The sequence below is a fragment of the Angustibacter aerolatus genome, from assembly GCF_054776675.1.
In genome coordinates this window covers 21,776-39,822 of the sequence record NZ_BAAHBM010000005.1, presented here as the reverse complement: position 1 = coordinate 39,822, position 18,047 = coordinate 21,776, and the positions used below count along the sequence as shown (strand labels likewise).

Annotated in this window: 17 protein-coding genes; 15 read left to right on the top strand and 2 right to left on the bottom strand. The window is 73.9% G+C overall.

All coding sequences use genetic code 11. The annotated features are described in order from the left end of the window. Positions 1–25: 25 nt before the first annotated feature. The gene (locus tag ACYVI6_RS02380) at positions 26–2,215 is read right to left on the bottom strand and encodes a hypothetical protein (protein ID WP_460444833.1); all 2,190 of its coding nucleotides are present in this window, start codon (positions 2,213–2,215) and stop codon (positions 26–28) included. 248 nt (positions 2,216–2,463) lie between these two features. On the opposite strand from ACYVI6_RS02380, the gene efp reads away from it, so the two are divergent. Genes efp through ACYVI6_RS02365 form a run of 3 tightly spaced genes read left to right on the top strand, consistent with a single transcriptional unit; the run spans position 2,464 to position 4,726 of the window. Continuing rightward, positions 2,464–3,024 (top strand): elongation factor P, encoded by a 561-nt coding sequence (gene efp, locus ACYVI6_RS02375; RefSeq protein WP_460444832.1) that lies wholly within the window; start codon positions 2,464–2,466, stop codon positions 3,022–3,024. A 10-nt stretch (positions 3,025–3,034) separates the two neighbouring features. Continuing rightward, positions 3,035–3,442 (top strand): transcription antitermination factor NusB, encoded by a 408-nt coding sequence (gene nusB / locus ACYVI6_RS02370; protein WP_460444831.1) that lies wholly within the window; start codon positions 3,035–3,037, stop codon positions 3,440–3,442. A gap of 60 nt (positions 3,443–3,502) precedes the next feature. After that, entirely contained in the window at positions 3,503–4,726 is a 1,224-nt protein-coding gene (locus tag ACYVI6_RS02365) for a site-2 protease family protein (RefSeq protein WP_460444830.1), read from the top strand. Positions 4,727–4,780: 54 nt separating this feature from the next. Here ACYVI6_RS02365 and bldD read toward each other — a convergent pair whose 3' ends face one another. Beyond that, complete coding sequence (bldD, locus tag ACYVI6_RS02360; RefSeq protein ID WP_460444829.1) at positions 4,781–5,287, bottom strand: transcriptional regulator BldD; 507 nt, start codon at positions 5,285–5,287, stop codon at positions 4,781–4,783. Between the two features lie 275 nt (positions 5,288–5,562). Between bldD and pyrR the strand changes: the two genes are divergently transcribed. From pyrR to coaBC, 12 genes are all read left to right on the top strand, one after another. After that, positions 5,563–6,141, top strand: coding sequence for a bifunctional pyr operon transcriptional regulator/uracil phosphoribosyltransferase PyrR (gene pyrR, locus ACYVI6_RS02355; protein WP_460444828.1), 579 nt, complete (start codon positions 5,563–5,565; stop codon positions 6,139–6,141). Further along, a complete protein-coding gene (locus ACYVI6_RS02350) occupies positions 6,138–7,112 on the top strand; it encodes an aspartate carbamoyltransferase catalytic subunit (protein ID WP_460444871.1) in 975 nt (324 codons plus the stop codon). Before pyrR ends, ACYVI6_RS02350 begins: the two co-directional genes overlap by 4 nt. Beyond that, positions 7,109–8,434, top strand: coding sequence for a dihydroorotase (locus ACYVI6_RS02345; protein WP_460444827.1), 1,326 nt, complete (start codon positions 7,109–7,111; stop codon positions 8,432–8,434). Before ACYVI6_RS02350 ends, ACYVI6_RS02345 begins: the two co-directional genes overlap by 4 nt. Beyond that, complete coding sequence (locus tag ACYVI6_RS02340; RefSeq protein ID WP_460444826.1) at positions 8,431–8,940, top strand: PH-like domain-containing protein; 510 nt, start codon at positions 8,431–8,433, stop codon at positions 8,938–8,940. Before ACYVI6_RS02345 ends, ACYVI6_RS02340 begins: the two co-directional genes overlap by 4 nt. Then, on the top strand, positions 8,937–10,052 hold the full coding sequence (carA, locus tag ACYVI6_RS02335) for a glutamine-hydrolyzing carbamoyl-phosphate synthase small subunit (protein WP_460444825.1): 1,116 nt from the start codon (positions 8,937–8,939) through the stop codon (positions 10,050–10,052). Before ACYVI6_RS02340 ends, carA begins: the two co-directional genes overlap by 4 nt. Beyond that, positions 10,052–13,351, top strand: coding sequence for a carbamoyl-phosphate synthase large subunit (gene carB, locus ACYVI6_RS02330; protein WP_460444824.1), 3,300 nt, complete (start codon positions 10,052–10,054; stop codon positions 13,349–13,351). The genes carA and carB overlap by 1 nt, the downstream gene beginning before the upstream one ends. 2 nt (positions 13,352–13,353) lie before the next feature. Further along, complete coding sequence (locus tag ACYVI6_RS02325) at positions 13,354–14,442, top strand: quinone-dependent dihydroorotate dehydrogenase (RefSeq protein WP_460444823.1); 1,089 nt, start codon at positions 13,354–13,356, stop codon at positions 14,440–14,442. Then, positions 14,439–15,299, top strand: coding sequence for an orotidine-5'-phosphate decarboxylase (pyrF, locus tag ACYVI6_RS02320; RefSeq protein WP_460444822.1), 861 nt, complete (start codon positions 14,439–14,441; stop codon positions 15,297–15,299). Before ACYVI6_RS02325 ends, pyrF begins: the two co-directional genes overlap by 4 nt. Positions 15,300–15,510: 211 nt before the next feature. After that, positions 15,511–15,831, top strand: coding sequence for an integration host factor, actinobacterial type (gene mihF, locus ACYVI6_RS02315; RefSeq protein WP_460444821.1), 321 nt, complete (start codon positions 15,511–15,513; stop codon positions 15,829–15,831). Further along, complete coding sequence (gmk, locus tag ACYVI6_RS02310; protein WP_460444820.1) at positions 15,828–16,400, top strand: guanylate kinase; 573 nt, start codon at positions 15,828–15,830, stop codon at positions 16,398–16,400. Before mihF ends, gmk begins: the two co-directional genes overlap by 4 nt. An 87-nt stretch (positions 16,401–16,487) precedes the next feature. Then, positions 16,488–16,751 carry a DNA-directed RNA polymerase subunit omega gene (gene rpoZ / locus ACYVI6_RS02305; protein ID WP_460444819.1) on the top strand — a complete coding sequence of 88 codons (264 nt, stop codon included), beginning with the start codon at positions 16,488–16,490 and terminating at the stop codon, positions 16,749–16,751. 1 nt (position 16,752) lies between these two features. Continuing rightward, a complete protein-coding gene (coaBC, locus tag ACYVI6_RS02300; RefSeq protein WP_460444870.1) occupies positions 16,753–18,027 on the top strand; it encodes a bifunctional phosphopantothenoylcysteine decarboxylase/phosphopantothenate--cysteine ligase CoaBC in 1,275 nt (424 codons plus the stop codon). Positions 18,028–18,047: the final 20 nt, after the last annotated feature.

Below are 18,047 nucleotides of genomic sequence, written 5' to 3'. Positions count from 1 at the left end.
GACCCTCGCCTCGTGATGACCGTCGTCAGCTCACGCTGACCTGGTCGACCGACGCCCACTTGCGGGTGCCGCTGGTCGCCTTCGCCGACAGCGTCACGGTGTGCAGGCCGGTGCTGAACTTCTTGCTGAAGACCGTGCCGCAGCCGCTGTAGGAGCGGTACAGCGAGACCTTCGTGGTGACGCCGTCGACCGTGACCCACAGCTGACCCGAGGTCGGCGTCTTGCAGGCCTTCACGGCGATGGTGCCGCCGTAGACCGACAGGGAGGCCGTGGACCGCTTGGCGGTCGACAGGTCGTCGGCCGTGCGGCGGTACGTGCCGCCCCAGGCGTCGCTCGCCGTCGAGGTGGTCCACGACCGGTCACCGCTGGTGAACTTCAGCGGCGAGGCGGTCTGGTTGTCGTCCGCCGTCGTCTTGGCGCGCACCGTGGTGGACGGCACGGTGACCGGCTTGTCGGCCCGGTCGCGCACCGCGCTGGTCGCCCACAGCTTGTAGTACTGACCCGGCACCCAGGAGGCGCTGGGGGTGAAGCGGTACTGCAGGTCGTTGACCTTCGTGATCGTGCCGGGCACCTTGGCGCCGGCGGCGGTCTGCACGCCGAGCGTGCTGCTCGTCGCACCGGTCACCGGCTCGCTGGTGACGATCGGCAGGTACGCCCGGCCGGCGAAGTTGCCGCTGGTGGCCGGTCGCAGCGACGGCGCGCCGCGGTCGATGACGAACTCGCGCGAGTCGGCGCTCCACGGCAGCGGACGGCTCGTCTCCGAGACGCCGCGGACGTGCGCGGTGTAGACGCCTTCGGGCAGGCCCGTGGTGTCGACGGTCAGGTGGCTCGTGCTCTCGCCGTACGCCGACACGCGGTCGGTGACGGACGTCGAGGCCGGGTCGCCGGTGGCGACGTCGGTCAGCTGCACCTCGTAGGAGCGTGCACCGACGCGGGGCGCGGGCTGGCCGGCGACGAAGCGCGTGCCCTGGGTCTGCAGGTTCCAGATCACGTTCACGGCGCTGCCGTCCGCCTTCGCCAGGGCGGAGACGACGGAGGTGTCCGTGGCCGCGGCCTTGCGGATGCGGTGCACCGGGGCCGGTGCGCTGCACTTCACGAAGCAGGCCTGCACCGTCCAGTACTTGCCGGTGCTGTTGAGCGCCAGGTCGGAGACGGACGCCAGGCTGGTGCCCTGCGTCTCCCAGACGACGTCGGAGTCCTTGAAGTCGCTGGTGCGCGACAGGTACACGCGGTACTTGAAGGCGTAGGGCACGGCCGACCAGCTGAGCACCGGCGAAGCCGTCGTGACCACGTCCATCGCGCTGCTCGCGCCGGTTGCGGTCGGGCCGACGGTCAGGCCGCTGGGCACCGCGGGCACCGTGTCGGTGGGGTTCGGCACGGTGTAGGTCGGCGTCACCAAGGTGTCGACCGACCAGTTGCTGCACTCGGGCGTCGCGTCGTAGACCGGCGGCTTCATGCCGATCGGCACGGTGATGATGCCGCCCTCGTCGTCGGCGTCCGAGTCGGTCCAGACGCCGGTGCAGCCGACCGACGGGTTGACGAAGGCGGTCTCACGGGTGTCGACGGCGCCGTCGCGGGCGCGCACCCGCCAGTAGTAGTCCTGCCCGAGGATCCACTTGGTGCCCAGGGAGGTCGCGGTGGCGTCGCCGGTGCTGTCGGCCGCGTAGGCGCAGTCGCCCTCGCCGCCGGGGGCCGGGTCCTGCTCGGCGCCGGCGCTGACGCCGTACGGCGTGAAGACGGTGTTCGTGGTGTAGCAGATCCAGTGCTTCTTGCGGCCGGACTCGACGTCGCCGTAGTCGCCGAAGGGGGAGTCGCTGATCTCGACCTCGTAGAACGAGGCGTCCTTCACCGGGTTCCACGACATCACCGGGAGCACGCCGTCGTGCCGGGTGAAGGTGCCGGTCGGCACCGCGTCCCAGCCCTTCTCGAACGCGGCGAACGACGACCACGAGCCGCGGGTCGGCACGCTGGCCCGGACGCGCCAGGTGTACTCGCCGCGGGGGATCGACGTCGGCACGGTCCACCGGGTGGCGCCGACGACCGACTGCGACACCACGGTGTCGTCGGAGTCGACGACCTGCAGGTCGTACGACGTCGCGCCCGGCACGGCGGCCCACTTGAGCTCGAGGTTCTTCAGCCTCGTGGCGGTGGTGTCCGGCGTCAGCGCCGTCGGTGCGGCGGTCGTCGCGGCGAACGCGGCTCCGGGTGCGGTCACGGCCAGGCCGCCGAGGGCGACCGCGGCAGCGGCTCCCCAGGCAGCGACCCGGGTCGCTCGGCGGCGGTGTGTCACGTGGGCTCCCCACTCCAGAGGACGCCCTGTGCGCCGCTCTCGACCACTTGTGTCGGCTGCCCGTGCAACCGCTTGAGGGACGCCCCGTGCTGCTGGGCCGATCAGGTGACCCGGCGCCGACCGCTAGAGTGGACGGCGATCAGTGACGTGCGTGACAGAGAGAACGGACCGCAGTGGCCTCCACGAACGACCTCAAGAACGGCATGGTGCTGAACATCGACAACCAGCTCTGGTCGGTGGTCGAGTTCCAGCACGTCAAGCCGGGCAAGGGCCCCGCCTTCGTGCGCACCAAGCTGAAGGCCGTGCTGTCCGGCAAGGTCGTCGACCGCACGTTCAACGCCGGCACCAAGGTCGACACCGCGAACGTCGACAAGCGCGACATGCAGTACCTGTACAAGGACGGCGACGACTTCGTCTTCATGGACAGCAGCGACTACGAGCAGACGACCGTCTCCGCGGCCACCGTCGGCGACGCCGCGAAGTTCATGCTGGAGAACCAGGACGTCACGGTCGCGCTGCACGACGGCACCCCGCTCTACGTCGAGCTGCCGACGTCCGTCGTGCTGGAGATCACCTACACCGAGCCGGGCCTGCAGGGCGACCGCTCGACCGGCGGCACCAAGCCCGCCACGCTCGAGACCGGCGCCGACATCGCGGTGCCGCTGTTCCTCGAGACCGGCACCAAGGTCAAGGTCGACACCCGCACGGGCGACTACCTCGGCCGCGTGAGCTGACCGGTACCCCGTGGCAGCCCGCACGAAGGCGCGCAAGCGCGCCGTCGACGTCCTCTTCGAGGCCGACCAGCGCGGCGTCCCGGCCGTGACGGTGCTCGCCGACCGGCTGGCGCAGTCCGACCCGCCGGTCAACGACTACACCGTCGTGCTCGTCGAGGGCGTCGTCGCCGAGCGCGAGCGGCTCGACGAGCTCATCTCCACCTACTCCCAGGGCTGGACGCTCGAGCGGATGCCGGCGGTCGACCGCTCGGTGCTGCGGCTCGGCGCGTGGGAGGTGCTCTACAACGACGACGTACCCGACCCCGTCGCCGTCAGCGAGGCCGTCGAGCTGGCCCGCAGCCTGTCGACCGACGAGTCGCCCGGCTTCGTGAACGGTCTGCTCGGCCGCATCCTCGAGCTCAAGCCGACGCTCACCTAGCGGGTTCGGTTGGTCGGGTCCTGACTTCAGGAAGGACCCGGCGGAGCCGATGGACCGGTCGTGCCTCAGCAGCCCGACCCGATCGTGGTGGGCCCGTTCGCAACCGGGGTCGTCAAGGCAGCCGTCCAGGTCGTCGGCATCGTGATCTGGGTCCACGTCTACCACCTCGTGGTCCTGTTCCCGGCTCCGCTCGACGTGTACGAGCCGTCGGCCGCCGAGTGGGCCCTGGCGGTCTCGATCGCGCTGCTCGGGATGCCGCTGTGGGTGGGTTGGCACGAGGCGGGGCACGCCATCGCATGTCGGCGTCGCCGCGTCGAGGTGCGGCGGGTGCGGGTCGGGGGCGGGCCACGGCTGGTCGGGCTGCGGGTGGGCGGCATCCCGGTCGACGTGCACCTGTTCGCGTCCCAGGGCGGGATCACGGAGCACGCGCTCCCTGGCCACCCTCGCAACGCACTGGCCGTCGTCCTGGCGGGACCGCGCGCCACGGGGCTGCTCGCGGTCCTCGCCGCGGTCCCGGCGCTGCTGGGTCCCTCGCGCGTGGGTGGTGCAACGGCCGCGGTCTGCTTCGCCACCGCCGTCGAGAACGTGCTGCTGCTCGTCCGCAACCGCATCTCGGAGAACGGCGTCGGCCCGTCCGACGGCGCGCAGGCCTTCCGGCTGCGTCAGCGGCTGCGGGAGTCCTCCGACCTGCCGATGACGCTCGCGGATGAGGCCTCAGAGCTCCGGCGCACCGGAGGCGACGGGGCGGCCGGCGCGGTCGAACAGCTCGCCGAGCGGCTGCCCGACCAGCAGCGCCCGTGGGACCGCACCATCGCCAGGCTGCACGTGCTGGTCGACGCCTGCCGTTGGCACGAGGCGGCCGATACCGCGGGAGAGCTCGCGGGCCTGGCGCCGGACGACGCAGTGCGCCGGAAGGTGGCACGCACCTGGGCCACCTGCGTGGTGGCCGGCGTGCTGGTCGAGGGCATCAGGCCGCCGGACGACGTCCGGACGCTGGCCGCGGCGATGCTGTCGGACGGCGGCGTCGACGTCGACGGGCTGCCCGTGGAGCCGTGGCTCCCGCTGTTGCATCTCGTGTGCGGTGACCCAGCCCGAGCGGAGACGCAGGCTCGGGCCGTCCGCCCCGCCGCCCCCGGTGTGCTGCACCCGCTCCTCGACGGCGCACTCGCGATGGCGCACGGGCGCGCGGGCGACCGTGGTCTCGCGGCGCGGTACGCCGAGCAGGTGCCGCCGGGCCACTGGCTCGTACCCGTGGTCGCGGCTGCCCTCGCCACCACCGCCTGAGACGACGAACGGCCCGCCCCCGTGAGGGAGCGGGCCGTTCGTGCGTGCGAGGGGCTAGAGCGCGCCGGCCGAGCCGTCGACGGCGCGGCGGGCGTCGGGGTCGAGCACGCCCCAGCCGATGAGCTCCTCGGCCAGCATCGCCGGCGGCATGTCGTAGATGACGGCGAGCGTGCGCAGGTCGTCCTGGCGGATCGACAGCACCTTGCCGTTGTAGTCGCCGCGCTGCGACTGGATCGTCGAGGCGTAGCGGGCGAGGGGCCCGGCGCGCTCGGCGGGCACCGAGCTGAGCCGCTCGAGGTCGATCACCAGGCGCGGCGGGGCCTCGACGACCGAGCCGCTGCCGGCGTCGGGCAGCAGGGCCGAGACCGGCACGCCGTAGAAGTCGGCCAGCTCGGCGAGGCGCTGCACCGTCACGGCGCGGTCGCCGCGCTCGTACGACCCGACCACGACCGCCTTCCAGCGACCTTGCGAGCGCTCCTCGACGCCGTGCAGCGACAGGCCCTGCTGGGTGCGGATGGCCCGCAGCCTCGACCCGAGCGAGCGTGCGTAGTCCGACGACATCGTGGTCACTCCTCGTCATGCCCCCACGGCGGTCCCGACGCCGTCCGGCCGATCTGGCCTGGTCCCATGATGCTCACGCTGCGTCACGACGACGTCAAGCGGATCGCGGCGACACAGAGTGACGTTCACCCGGACGGCGGTCACCCCGCCTCGTCCGGCCGGTGCACTCTACGCGGTCACTGTGCGGTAGGTTGCGATACGCGAGTTCCTTTCAGAGCCGTCCCGTGAGGCGGCGCGAGAGCCGTCCGGTGAGGCGGGGGAGGAGGGCGCAGCCGATGGCTGCCCGCACGGTGCTGGAGGCACCTCAGATCCAACGCGTGCTCACGCGCATCGCCCACGAGGTGATCGAGCACAACCGCGGTGCCGAGGGCCTGGTGCTGCTGGGCGTCCCGCGCCGCGGCGTCCCGCTCGCGCAGCGGCTGGCCGGCCGGATCGCCGACGTCGAGGGCACCGAGGTGCCCTGGGGCGCGCTCGACATCACGATGTACCGCGACGACCTGCGCTCGCACCCGGTCCGCGCCCTCGAGCGCACCGAGATCCCCGAGGGCGGCGTCGACGGCCGCACGGTCGTGCTGGTCGACGACGTCCTCTACAGCGGGCGCACCATCCGCGCCGCGCTCGACGCCCTGCAGGACGTCGGCCGCCCGCGCGCCGTCCGCCTCGCCGTGCTGGTCGACCGCGGCCACCGCGAGCTGCCGATCCGCGCCGACCACGTGGGCAAGAACCTGCCGACGTCGAGCGGCGAGCGGGTCGACGTGCTGCTGCGCGAGCTCGACGGCGTCGACGAGGTGCGGATCAGCAAGCCGGACGCCGGCACCGCGATCGACGGCTCGGGCGACGAGGCGGGCGCCTGATGCGGCACCTGCTCTCGAGCGCCGACCTCGACCACGAGCGCGCCGTGCTGGTGCTCGACACCGCCGAGCAGATGGCCGCGACCCAGCTGCGGCAGATGAAGAAGCTGCCGACGCTGCGCGGCCGCACGGTGGTCAACCTGTTCTTCGAGGACTCCACCCGCACCCGGGTCTCGTTCGAGGCCGCGGCCAAGCGGCTCTCGGCCGACGTCATCAACTTCTCGGCCAAGGGGTCGAGCGTGTCGAAGGGCGAGAGCCTGAAGGACACCGCGCTCACCCTGCAGGCGATGGGTGCAGACGCCGTGGTGATCCGGCACGGCGCGAGCGGCGCGCCGCACCAGCTCGCGGGCAGCGGCTGGATCGACGGCGCGGTGGTCAACGCCGGCGACGGCACCCACGAGCACCCCACCCAGGCGCTGCTCGACGCGTTCACGATGCGTCACCACCTGGTGGGTGACGGCGTCCCCGGGGCAGCCACGGGGCGTGACCTCGCGGGCCGGCACGTGGTGATCGTCGGTGACGTCCTGCACAGCCGCGTCGCGCGCAGCAACGTGCTGCTGCTGCGCACGCTCGGTGCCACCGTGACGCTGGTCGCGCCGCCGACGCTGCTGCCGCAGCGGGTCGACACCTGGCCGTGCGAGACGTCGTACGACCTCGACGCGTCGCTCGAGCGGGCCGACGCGGTGATGATGCTGCGGGTCCAGCGCGAGCGCATGAACGCCGCCTACTTCCCCAGCGCCCGCGAGTACTCGCGCCGGTACGGGCTCGACGCCCGCCGGCTCGACCGGCTGCAGCCGCACGCGATCGTGATGCACCCCGGCCCGATGAACCGCGGTCTCGAGATCAGCGCCGACGCCGCCGACAGCGCCCGCTCGACGATCGTCGAGCAGGTCGCGAACGGCGTCTCGGTGCGGATGGCGGTGCTGTACCTGCTGCTGGCCGGCAGCGACGAGCGAGTCGAGGGAGTGGCGTGAGCGACGGAACCGGTGCGGTCGAGACGGTGCTGCTGCGCGGGGTGCGGCCGCTGGGCGGCGACCCGGTCGACGTGCGGCTGGCCGACGGGCTGGTGGCCGAGGTGGGCACCGGCCTCGACGCCGGCGGCGCGCGGGTGGTCGACGGCGACGGGCTGATCGCGCTGCCGGGGCTCGTCGACCTGCACACGCACCTGCGCGAGCCGGGCCGCGAGGACGCCGAGACCGTCGAGTCGGGCACCCGCGCGGCGGCCGTGGGCGGGTTCACGGCGGTGCACGCCATGGCCAACACCGACCCGGTGGCCGACACCGCCGGCGTCGTCGAGCAGGTGTGGCGGCTGGGCCGCGAGGCCGGCTGGGTCGACGTGCACCCCGTGGGTGCGGTGACCGTCGGCCTGGCGGGGGAGCGGCTCGCCGAGCTCGGCGCGATGGCCGACAGCGCCGCCCGGGTGCGGGTGTTCAGCGACGACGGGCACTGCGTCGACGACGCGGTGCTGATGCGCCGGGCGCTGGAGTACGTGAAGGCGTTCGACGGCGTGGTCGCCCAGCACGCGCAGGAGCCCCGCCTCACCGCCGGCGCGCAGATGCACGAGGGCGAGGTCTCGGGCGTGCTCGGGCTCACCGGGTGGCCGGCCGTGGCGGAGGAGGCGATCATCGCCCGCGACGTCCTGCTCGCCGAGCACGTGGGGTCGCGGCTGCACGTCTGCCACGTGTCGACCGCCGGGTCGGTCGAGATCCTGCGCTGGGCGAAGGGTCGCGGCGTCGACGTCACCGCCGAGGTCACCCCGCACCACCTGCTGCTGACCGACGAGCTCGTGCGCAGCTACGACCCCCGCTACAAGGTGAACCCGCCGCTGCGCGCCGCCTCCGACGTCGAGGCGCTGCGCCTGGCGCTGGCTGACGGCACCATCGACGCCGTCGCCACCGACCACGCACCGCACGCCGCCGAGGACAAGGACTGCGAGTGGCAGGCGGCCGCCATGGGCATGACGGGCCTCGAGACCGCGCTGTCCGCGGTGCAGGAGGCGCTCGTCGACACCGGGCTGCTCGACTGGGCCGGCGTCGCCGACCGGATGTCGGTGCGCCCTGCGCGCATCGGCCGCCTCGACGGGCACGGCCGCCCGCTCGCCGTGGGCGAGCCGGCCAACGTGACGCTGGTCGACCCGTCCGCCCGCTGGCAGGTCGACCCGGCCGCGCTGCAGACCGCGAGCCGCAACACGCCCTTCCGGGCCCGGGAGATGCACGGCCGGGTGGTCGCGACCTTCCTGCGCGGGCGGCCGACCGTGCTCGACGGCGCACCCGTCGACCCCGGGGCGCGCCCGTGAGCCGGCCCGCGTCGGTCGCCGTCGTGCTGGCGCTGATCCTCGTCGTGTGGGGCCTGATGTGGCTCGGCTGGCGGGGGCGCACCCGCCGGCAGGGCCAGGGCGACGCCCCGGCCGCGCCGTCCGACGAGCTGCTGCAGCCGGCCGAGCGCGAGGGCGGCGAGGCGACCTACGTCTCCACGGTGCTCGCCGGCGGCGCGCTCGCCCGGGTGACCGCGCACGGGCTCGGCACCCGCTCGGCCGCCCGCCTGCTGGTCGCCCCCGAGGGCGTCGTGCTGGCCCGCGCCGGGGCCGCCGACGTGCTCGTGCCGGCCGCCGACCTGCGCGCCGTCCACGACGAACCGTTTCAGGTCGGCAAGGTCGTCCCGCGTCGTGGACTGCTCGTCCTCGACTGGTCCCTCGGTGCCACGCTGGTGAGCACCGCCGTCCACCTGCGTCACGCCGCCACCCGACCCGACCTGGAGGCCGCCATCACCGCCCTGCTCCCGACGACCGGGCCCCGCTCGTGACCGGCGCGCTGCTCGTCCTCGAGGACGGTCGGGTCTTCCGCGGCGAACCGTACGGCGCCGTGGGCGAGCGGGTCGGCGAGGCCGTGTTCTCCACCGGCATGACCGGCTACCAGGAGACGCTCACCGACCCCAGCTACTTCGGGCAGGTCGTCGTGCAGACCGCGCCGCACATCGGCAACACCGGCGTGAACGACGAGGACGGCGAGTCGAGCCGCATCTGGGTGCGTGGCTACGTGGTGCGCGACCCCTCACCGCGCCCGTCCAGCTGGCGCTCGCGCCGCTCGCTCGGCGACGAGCTCGCCGCACAGGACGTCGTCGGCATCAGCGGCGTCGACACCCGCGCCCTCACCCGGCACCTGCGCGAGCGCGGGGCCATGCGCGCCGGCGTCTTCAGCGGCCCGGCCGCCGAGCGCGCCGTCGACAGGCTCGTCGAGGTGGTGCGGGCCGCGCCGCAGATGGCCGGCGCGGCGCTCGCCGACGAGGTGTCGACGCGCGAGGCGTACGTCGTGCCCGCCGTGGGAGAGAAGCGGTTCACCGTCGCGGCGCTCGACCTGGGCATCAAGACGATGACGCCGGTGCGGATGGCCGAGCGCGGCATCGAGGTGCACGTGCTGCCCTCGACCGCCGGGCTCGACGACGTGCTCGCGGTCGCGCCGGACGGCGTGTTCTTCAGCAACGGCCCGGGCGACCCGGCGGCCGCCGACGGACCGGTGGCCCTGCTGCGCGAGGTGCTCGACCGCCGGCTGCCGTTCTTCGGCATCTGCTTCGGCAACCAGCTGCTCGGCCGCGCGCTGGGCTTCGGCACGTACAAGCTCGGGTACGGCCACCGCGGCATCAACCAGCCGGTGATGGACCGTCGCACCGGCAGCGTCGAGGTGACCGCGCACAACCACGGGTTCGCCGTCGACGCGCCGCTCGAGGGCACGGCGTCCACGCCCTTCGGCGTGGCCCGGGTGAGCCACGTCTGCCTGAACGACGACGTCGTCGAGGGCCTCGAGCTGGTCGACGGCCCGGCCTTCTCGGTGCAGTACCACCCTGAGGCCGCGGCCGGCCCGCACGACGCCGCGTACCTGTTCGACCGCTTCACGGACCTCATGGGGGAGCAGGCCTGATGCCGCGCCGTACCGACATCGAGAGCGTGCTGGTGATCGGGTCCGGCCCGATCGTCATCGGCCAGGCCGCGGAGTTCGACTACTCCGGCACCCAGGCCTGCCGCGTGCTGCGCGCCGAGGGCATCCGCGTGGTGCTGGTGAACTCCAACCCGGCCACGATCATGACCGACCCGGGCATGGCCGACGCCACGTACGTCGAGCCGATCACCCCCGAGGTCGTCGAGGCGATCATCGCCAAGGAGCGGCCGGACGCCGTGCTGGCGACCCTGGGCGGGCAGACCGCGCTGAACTGCGCGATCGCGCTGCACGAGCGCGGCGTGCTGACCAAGTACGACTGCCCGCTGATCGGCGCGAACGTCGAGGCGATCCAGCTCGGCGAGGACCGCGAGCTGTTCAAGGGCGTCGTCGAGCGCTGCGGCGCCGAGTCGGCCCGCTCGAAGACCGCGCACACCGTCGACGACGCGCTGGCGGTGGCCGACGAGCTCGGCTACCCGGTCGTCGTCCGGCCCTCGTTCACCATGGGCGGGCTGGGGTCGGGCTTCGCCTACGACGCCGACGACCTGCGCCGGATGGCGGGCGCCGGGCTGCACGCGTCGCCGACCACCGAGGTGCTCCTGGAGGAGTCCATCCTCGGCTGGAAGGAGTACGAGCTCGAACTGATGCGCGACCGCAACGACAACGTCGTGGTGGTCTGCTCCATCGAGAACCTCGACCCGATGGGCGTGCACACCGGCGACTCGATCACCGTGGCCCCTGCGATGACGCTCACCGACCGCGAGTACCAGCGGCTGCGCGACATCGGCATCGCCGTCATCCGCGAGGTCGGCGTCGACACCGGCGGCTGCAACATCCAGTTCGCGGTGAACCCGGACGACGGCCGCATCATCGTCATCGAGATGAACCCGCGGGTGTCGCGGTCGTCGGCGCTGGCCTCGAAGGCCACCGGGTTCCCGATCGCCAAGATCGCCGCGCGCCTCGCCGTCGGCTACACGCTCGACGAGGTGCCGAACGACATCACCCAGGAGACCCCGGCGTCCTTCGAGCCGGCACTCGACTACGTCGTGGTGAAGGTGCCGCGGTTCGCGTTCGAGAAGTTCCCGGCGGCCGACGCCTCGCTCACCACCACGATGAAGTCGGTCGGCGAGGCCATGGCGATCGGCCGCAGCTTCACCGAGGCGCTGCAGAAGGCGCTGCGCTCGGTCGAGCGGGCCGGGTCGACGTTCCACTGGGACGGCGAGCCCGGCGACGTCGACGCGCTGCTCGAGACCGCGAAGGTGCCGACCGACGGCCGCATCGTGACCGTGCAGCAGGCCCTGCGCGCCGGCGCGAGCGTCGAGCAGGTGCACGAGGCCACCGGCATCGACCCCTGGTTCCTCGACCAGATGGCGCTGATCGAGCAGCTGGCCGCCGAGGTGCGCGACGCCGACGAGCTGACGCCGGGCCTGCTGCGCCGGGCCAAGCGGCACGGGTTCAGCGACCGCCAGCTCGGCGGGCTGCGCGGCCTGCCCGAGGCCGTGGTGCGCGGGGTGCGCGGGGCGCTGGGCATCCGCCCGGTCTACAAGACCGTCGACACCTGCGCCGCCGAGTTCGCCGCGCGCACGCCGTACCACTACTCCAGCTACGACGAGGAGACCGAGGTCGCGCCGCGCGAGCGCCCCGCGGTGCTCATCCTCGGGTCGGGCCCGAACCGCATCGGCCAGGGCGTCGAGTTCGACTACTCCTGCGTGCACGCCAGCTTCGCGCTCTCGGACGCCGGCTACGACACGATCATGCTGAACTGCAACCCCGAGACGGTCTCGACCGACTACGACACCAGCGACCGGCTGTACTTCGAGCCGCTCACGCTGGAGGACGTGCTCGAGGTCGTGCACGCCGAGCAGCAGGCCGGGCCGCTCGCCGGCGTGGTCGTGCAGCTCGGCGGCCAGACGCCGCTCGGCCTGGCCCGCGCGCTGGCCGACGAGGGCGTGCCGATCGTCGGCACCAGCCCGCAGGCGATCGACCTCGCGGAGGACCGCGGCGCCTTCGGCCGGGTGCTCGCCGAGGCCGGGCTGCCGGCGCCGAAGCACGGCACCGCGTACAGCGCGGCCGAGGCGCTCGAGGTGGCCCGCGGCATCGGGTACCCGGTGCTGGTGCGCCCGTCGTACGTGCTGGGCGGCCGCGGCATGGAGATCGTCTACGACGACGACACGCTGAGCGCCTACGTCACCCGCGCGACCGTCGCCTCGCCCGAGCACCCGGTGCTGGTCGACCGGTTCCTCGACGACGCCATCGAGATCGACGTCGACGCGCTGTACGACGGCGAGGAGCTCTACCTCGGCGCCGTCATGGAGCACATCGAGGAGGCCGGCATCCACTCCGGCGACTCGGCGTGCGCGCTGCCGCCGGTGACCCTGGGCTGGAGCGAGCTCGAGCGGGTGCGCACCTCGACCGAGGCCATCGCGCGCGGCGTCGGGGTGCGGGGGCTGCTGAACGTGCAGTTCGCCCTGGCCGCCGACGTGCTCTACGTGCTCGAGGCCAACCCGCGGGCCAGCCGCACCGTGCCGTTCGTCAGCAAGGCGACCGCCGTGCCGCTGGCCAAGGCGGCGGCCCGCATCATGCTCGGCACGAGCATCGCCGACCTGCGCGCCGAGGGCCTGCTCCCGGCGTCCGGCGACGGCACGCACCTGCCCGACGCCTCGCCGGTGTCGGTGAAGGAGGCCGTGCTGCCGTTCAAGCGGTTCGTGACGCACAAGGGCCTCGTCGTCGACACCGTGCTCGGCCCCGAGATGCGCTCGACCGGCGAGGTCATGGGCATCGACGAGGACTTCGGCCGGGCGTTCGCCAAGAGCCAGACCGCGGCGTACGGCGGGCTGCCGACCGGCGGCACCGTGTTCGTGTCGGTCGCCAACCGCGACAAGCGCGCGATGATCTTCCCGGTGAAGCGGCTCGTCGACCTCGGGTTCACCGTGCTGGCCACCGAGGGCACCGCGCAGGTGCTGCGCCGCAACGGGGTCGAGAGCACCGTCGTCCGCAAGTACAGCGCGGGCACCGGCGCCGACGGCGAGCCGACCGTCGTGCAGCGCATCCTCGACGGCGAGATCGACATGGTGGTGAACACGCCGTCCGGCCGGGCTGCGCGCGCCGACGGCTACGAGATCCGCGCCGCCACGACGTCGATGGACAAGCCGATCATCACCACGGTGCAGCAGCTGGCTGCGGCGGTGCAGGGCATCGAGTCCGAGCGCGTCGGCACCATCACGGTGCGCTCGCTGCAGGAGCACGCGGTGCAGCTCGCCGGCCTCGCCGCCGACAGGGCGTGACCGTGGCGCGGCCGGAGCTCTACCGCGACGTCGCCCGGCCGCTGCTCTTCCGGCTGGACGCCGAGCGCGCGCACCGGCTGACGCTGGGCGGGCTCGCCGCGGCCTCGGCGGTCGTGCGGCCGGCTCGCCGTCGTCCGCTCCCGGGCCTGCGGGTCATGGGCATCGGGTTCCCGTCGCGGGTCGGGCTCGCCGCCGGGCTCGACAAGGACGGCGTGGCGCTGCGGGCCTGGCCGCTGCTCGGGCTCGGCTTCGTCGAGGTCGGCACGGTCACCGCCGTCCCGCAGCCGGGCAACCCGCGGCCGCGGGTGTTCCGGATGCCCGACGGCGGCGCGCTGGTGAACCGCATGGGCTTCAACAACCACGGCGCGCAGGCGCTCGCCGCCCGGCTCGACCGGCTCACCGCGCGCGGGCCGCTGCCGGTGCCGCTCGGCATCAGCCTCGGCAAGTCGAAGGTGACGCCGGTCGACGACGCCGTCGACGACTACCTGTTCTCGTTCCGGCTGCTGCAGCGGCACGCCGACTACGTCGCGGTGAACGTCAGCTCGCCGAACACGCCGGGGCTGCGCTCGCTGCAGGACGCCGGTGCTCTGCGCCGGCTGACCGAGGCCCTGGTCACCGAGGCCGCGCGCACCTCGCCGCTGCACCCGGTGCCGGTCGTGGTGAAGGTCGCGCCCGACCTCACCGACGACGCGCTCGGCGAGCTGGTCGACGTCTGCCTCGAGACCGGCGTGGCCGGCGTGGTCGCCACCAACACCACGCTCACCCGGCCCACGAGCGTCGCCGCGCACCCGGTGTCGGCGCAGGCGGGTGGGCTGTCGGGACGGCCGCTGACCGCGCGGGCCGCCGAGGTCGTCGCCCTGGTGCGCGACCGGGCCGGCGACGCGCTCGCGGTCATCGGGTCGGGTGGCGTGATGGACGTCGACGACGCCCTCGCGCTCAGCGACGCCGGCGCCGACCTCGTGCAGGTCTACACCGGGCTGGTCTACGGCGGCCCCGCGCTCGTGCGGCGCATCGCCGCCGAGCTCGACGAGGACCCGCGCGAGGGCCGCTGGGACGACGAGGACGACGAGAGCGACGAGGGGGACGCGTGAGGCACTTCGGGCTGCGGCTGCAGGAGGCCACCGACCGGCTGGGAACGCTCTGCGTGGGCGTCGACCCGCACCCGCCGCTGCTCGCCGAGTGGGGGCTGCCGGACGACGCGGACGGCCTCGCGCGGTTCGCCGACGCGTGCGTCGAGGCGTTCGCCGGGCAGGTCGCCGTGGTGAAGCCGCAGAGCGCGTTCTTCGAGCGGCACGGGTCGCGCGGCGTCGCGGTGCTCGAGCGGTTGCTGGCCGACCTGCGCGGCACGGGCACGCTCTCGTTGCTGGACGTCAAGCGCGGCGACATCGGCTCGACGATGCAGGCCTACGCGGACGCGTACCTGCGCGACGACGCGCCGCTCGCCGCCGACGCGATCACCGTCTCGCCGTTCCTCGGCGCCGGCTCGCTGGCCCCGGCGCTCGACCTGGCGCGGGCCACCGGCCGCGGGGTGTTCGTGCTGGCGCTGACGTCGAACGCCGAGGGGCCCGGCGTGCAGCACGCCGTGCCGGCCGGCGGGGGCAGCGTCGCCGGTGACGTCGTCGCCACCGTGGCCGCGCGCAACGCCGGCCTCGACGGCGTCCCCGCGAGGCCCGGTGACGTCGGGCTGGTGGTGGGCGCCACCGTCGGCGACGCCGTCCAGCGACTGGGCCTCGACCTCGCGGCGTCCGGTGCGCCGCTGCTGGCACCGGGCCTGGGTGCCCAGGGCGCCACCGTCGACGACCTGGCCGGCGTCTTCGGTGCCGCGGCGCACCTCGTGCTGCCCACCAGCAGCCGCGACCTGCTGCGCCACGGGCCGACCCCGGGGCCCCTGCGCGAGGCCGGTCAGGCGCTGGCCGCGCGCTGCAGCGCCGCGCTCCGGCACCCCTGACCCTCGGCCCGCGAACCTCGCTCACCACCCAGGTGAGGTGCCCGCGTCGTCGCGCGCACCGACCGCCTCGTGACCGCCCGTGACCGCTCCTGAAGAGGTGCCCCGACCCTCGTTGCCGGGTCGCCGGGGGAGTCGCTAGGTTGCCCAGCGACGCCGAGTGCGCCCACACCCGACCAGACGATGAGCACCACCCGAACCCGAGGTGACGCACGTGGCCCTGCCGCCCCTGACCGCCGACCAGCGCGCGCTGGCGCTCGAGAAGGCCAAGGCCGCCCGCCGCGAGCGCGCCGAGGTGAAGAACCGGCTGAAGAACAGCCAGGGGTCGCTGGCCGACGTCGTGCACGAGGGCCAGTCGAACGACGTCATCGGCAAGATGCGGGTCTCCGCGCTGCTCGAGGCGATGCCCGGCGTCGGCAAGGTGCGCGCCCGGCAGCTGATGGACGAGCTGGGGATCAGCGAGGGCCGGCGGGTGCGCGGGCTCGGCGCCAAGCAGGTCGCGGCCCTCGTCGAGCGGTTCGCGCCGGCCTCGTGAGCGATCCGCAGCAGCAGCACCGCCTCACCGTGCTGGCCGGGCCCACCGCCGTCGGCAAGGGCACCGTCTCGGCGACGGTCCGCGCCCGGTTCCCGCAGATCTGGCTGTCGGTGTCGGCCACCACCCGACCGCCGCGCCCGGGCGAGACCGACGGCGTGCACTACCTGTTCGTCGACGACGACCGCTTCGACGAGATGGTCGCCGCCGGCGAGCTGCTCGAGTGGGCGGTCGTGCACCGGCGCGCCCGGTACGGCACCCCGCGGCGCCCGGTCGAGGAGGCGCTGGCGGCCGGCCGGCCGGCGCTGCTCGAGATCGACCTGCAGGGTGCCCGGCAGGTGCGCGCCTCGATGCCCGATGCGCGGTTCGTCTTCCTCGCGCCCCCGTCGTGGGACGAGCTGGTGCGCCGCCTGGTGGGCCGGGGCACCGAGACGCCAGAGGAGCGCGAGCGCCGGCTGAGCACGGCCCGCGACGAGCTGGCCGCCGAGCCCGAGTTCGACGTGACCATCGTGAACGACGACGTGGAGCGCGCCGCGGGCGAGCTGGTGCGGCAGATGGGCATCGAGGTCTGACCCGCTCGGCGGATTCGGTGGCTGTCGGCACCGTCTGTCACACTGGACGACGGATCCGAACGCACGTCGAGTGAATCGAGACTGCCCGTGCCTGGCACGACCCCCGCCCCCGAGGGCATCACCAACCCCCCGATCGACGACCTGCTCAAGATCGCCGACTCCAAGTACGCCCTGGTCATCTACGGCGCCAAGCGCGCCCGTCAGATCAACGCGTACTACTCCCAGCTCGGCGAGGGCCTGCTGGAGTACGTCGGCCCGCTGGTCGAGACCCACGTGCACGAGAAGCCGCTCAGCATCGCCCTGCGCGAGATCAACGAGGGCCTGCTGACCTCCGAGCCCACCGAGGTCTGACCTGACCGGCTCGGCCCCCCGCGTCGTCCTCGGCGTGGGGGGCGGCATCGCGGCGTACAAGGTCGCCTCGCTGCTGCGGCTGCTCACCGAGAGCGGCCACGACGTGCGCGTCGTCCCGACCGGCTCGGCGCTGCAGTTCGTCGGCGCCCCCACGTGGGCGGCGCTGTCCGGCCACCCGGTGCACACCGAGGTGTGGGACGACGTCCACGAGGTGCCGCACGTGCGGATCGGCCGCGAGGCCGACCTCGTCGTCGTCGCACCCGCCACGGCCGACCTGCTCGCCCGGGCCGCGCACGGCCGCGCGGACGACCTGCTCACCAGCACGCTGCTGACGGTGACCTGCCCCGTCGTGATGGCCCCGGCGATGCACACCGAGATGTGGCTGCACCCGGCGACCCAGGCCAACGTCGCGACGCTGCGCTCGCGCGGCGTCGTCGTGCTCGAGCCGGCCAGCGGTCGCCTCACCGGCGCCGACACCGGTCCCGGCCGGCTGCCCGAGCCCGAGGCGGTGTTCGCCGCGGCGACCGCCGTGCTGCGGCGCGGGGGAGCGGCTCCCGACCTGGCCGGCGTCCGCGTCGTCGTCAGCGCGGGCGGCACCCGCGAGCCGCTCGACCCGGTGCGCTACCTGGGCAACCGCTCGTCCGGCAAGCAGGGGTACGCGCTGGCCGCCACCGCTGCCGCCCGCGGTGCCGACGTCCGGCTGGTCAGCTCGGCGTCCTTGCCCGACCCCGCCGGCGTGCGGGTGCTCCGGGTCGAGACGGCCGAGCAGCTGCGGACGGCGATGGTCGAAGCGGCCGCCGACGCCGACGTCGTCGTGATGGCCGCCGCGGTCGCCGACTTCCGCCCCGCCGCCGTGGCCGAGCACAAGATCAAGAAGTCCGGCGACCCCGGCGACTCGAGCGCGCCGACCGTCGAGCTGGTGCGCAACCCCGACGTCCTCGCCGAGCTCGCCGCGCACCGAGGGGTGCCCGGCCAGGTGGTCGTCGGCTTCGCCGCCGAGACCGGTGACGCCGACGGCGACGTGCTGCACCACGGCCGCGCCAAGCTGACCCGCAAGGGCTGCGACCTCCTCGTCGTGAACGAGGTGGGCGTCGACCGCACCTTCGGCGCCGACACCAACGCGGCCACGCTGCTCGACCGCGACGGTGGCGAGCACCCGGTGCCGCTGGGGTCGAAGGCGGCGCTCGCCGACGCGGTGTGGGACGCCGTCGTGCCCCGTCTCATCCCTCGCGACACCCCCGCGTCCGGTGCAGACCGTCCGCACCCGCTTGGGTAGCATCCCCGCCAGAGCCGAGC